The sequence below is a fragment of the Hallella sp. genome, assembly GCF_037460745.1.
In the GTDB taxonomy this organism is placed as follows: Bacteria; Bacteroidota; Bacteroidia; order Bacteroidales; family Bacteroidaceae; genus Prevotella; species Prevotella faecis.
This window is the reverse complement of sequence record NZ_JAXVAE010000005.1, coordinates 1-1,772: the sequence shown is the minus strand read 5'-3', so window position 1 is coordinate 1,772 and position 1,772 is coordinate 1. Positions and strand designations below refer to the sequence as shown.

2 protein-coding genes and 1 tRNA gene are annotated in these 1,772 nt (G+C 48.1%); all 3 read right to left on the bottom strand.

Features of this window, described 5'->3' with window-relative positions; translation table 11 throughout:
- Positions 1–49: 49 nt before the first annotated feature.
- The 3 genes from secE to tuf all read right to left on the bottom strand — a co-directional run bounded on the left by secE (position 50) and on the right by tuf (position 1,600).
- Complete coding sequence (gene secE / locus WKK33_RS00050; protein ID WP_215760375.1) at positions 50–241, bottom strand: preprotein translocase subunit SecE; 192 nt, start codon at positions 239–241, stop codon at positions 50–52.
- A 15-nt stretch (positions 242–256) separates the two neighbouring features.
- Positions 257–329 (bottom strand) — tRNA-Trp (locus WKK33_RS00045).
- A gap of 62 nt (positions 330–391) precedes the next feature.
- Entirely contained in the window at positions 392–1,600 is a 1,209-nt protein-coding gene (tuf, locus tag WKK33_RS00040) for an elongation factor Tu (RefSeq protein ID WP_337801322.1), read from the bottom strand.
- Positions 1,601–1,772: the final 172 nt, after the last annotated feature.

Below are 1,772 nucleotides of genomic sequence, written 5' to 3'. Positions count from 1 at the left end.
CGCATCACATACCAATTCTTACCTGCTTCTGCCATTTCTTTCTTGGAAATTAACCTGGATAAACAAACTTCATGAGATTCTCGAAGACGAGATCCATACCGAAAACTACAAGTGCAATGATAAGGGAAGCAGATAATACAACCACTGCACTGTGTGTCAATTCGGCACGAGTTGGCCAAGTAGTCTTATGCGCAAGTTCGTCGTAACATTCCTTGCAATAATTTGCTATCTTCTTGAACATATTATCTTCTTTTAGCACGGGTTGAAAGACTCGAACTCTCGACACCTGGTTTTGGAGACCAGTGCTCTACCAACTGAGCTAAACCCGTAAGTAAGTCTCTGTGTCACAAGGGCACAGAGACCCTTTATTTAGAATTAACTGTTAATCAGATTAACCCTCTTCCTCCACGTCGGGGAGAATTGATGTGATCTGGCCAGAGCCAACCGTACGACCACCCTCACGGATAGCGAAACGAAGACCCTCGTTCAGAGCAACCTTGTAGATCAGGCGAACCTCAATCTCAACGTTATCACCAGGCATCACCATGTCTACGCCCTCGGGGAGAGTGATCTCACCTGTGCAGTCCATAGTGCGGAGGTAGAACTGAGGACGATAGCGGTTACCGAACGGAGTGTGACGGCCACCCTCTTCCTTCTTCAGCACGTAGATGGAAGCCTTGAAGTGATCGTGCGGAGTGATGACACCCGGGTGCACAACAACCATACCACGCTTAACCTCATCCTTGTCGATACCGCGAAGCAACAGACCTACGTTGTCACCAGCCTCACCCTCGGGAAGGGTCTTACGGAACATCTCAACACCAGTGATAACTGACTTCTTGTCCTCACCGAGACCGAGCAACTGAACCTCGTCACCGATCTTACAACGACCAGTCTCAATACGACCTGTAGCAACAGTACCACGGCCAGTGATTGAGAACACATCCTCAACAGGCATCAAGAAGGGCTTATCAACCTCACGAACAGGCTCCTGAATCCATGTATCAACTGCATCCATGAGCTCGAGGATCTTATCCTCCCACTTAGCAACACCGTTCAGTGCGCCGAGAGCAGAACCGCAGATGATAGGAGTCTCCTCCTCATAACCGTAAGAAGTGAGCAGGTCCTGAACGTCCATCTTAACGAGGTCGATCATTTCCTCATCTACTTCATCGTCATCGCACTTGTTCAGGAACACGACCATACGAGGAACGTTCACCTGACGAGCGAGAAGCACGTGCTCACGAGTCTGAGGCATAGGACCGTCAGTAGCAGCACAAACCAGGATAGCACCGTCCATCTGGGCAGCACCGGTAACCATGTTCTTCACATAGTCAGCGTGACCCGGGCAGTCAACGTGTGCATAGTGGCGATTAGCTGTTTCGTACTCGATATGTGAAGAGTTGATAGTGATACCACGCTCTTTCTCCTCAGGAGCATTATCGATCTGATCGAAGCTCTTAACATCCTCACCAGTTCCCAGACGCTCGTGGAGCACCTTAGAGATGGCAGCTGTCAGAGTGGTCTTACCATGGTCAACGTGACCGATAGTACCGATGTTTACGTGCGGTTTGGTGCGCTGATAAACTTCTTTAGCCATAGCTTTACTTTTTTATTTTAATCAATTAAATAATCAAAAGAGTATTGTTTTGTTTCATTGTTCCTCATTGTTCCGGTTCCGAAACTTTGTTCAAGTAGTCGAGAACAAATCAGAAGTGGAGCTGTAACTGAGAGTTGAACTCAGGACCTCTTCCTTACCAAGGAAGTGCTCT

Bases quoted from the DNA above. Each gene is read 5' to 3' on its own strand.
- secE (WP_215760375.1), bottom strand. From the start codon at position 241: ATGTTCAAGAAGATAGCAAATTATTGCAAGGAATGTTACGACGAACTT.
- tuf (WP_337801322.1), bottom strand. From the start codon at position 1,600: ATGGCTAAAGAAGTTTATCAGCGCACCAAACCGCACGTAAACATCGGT.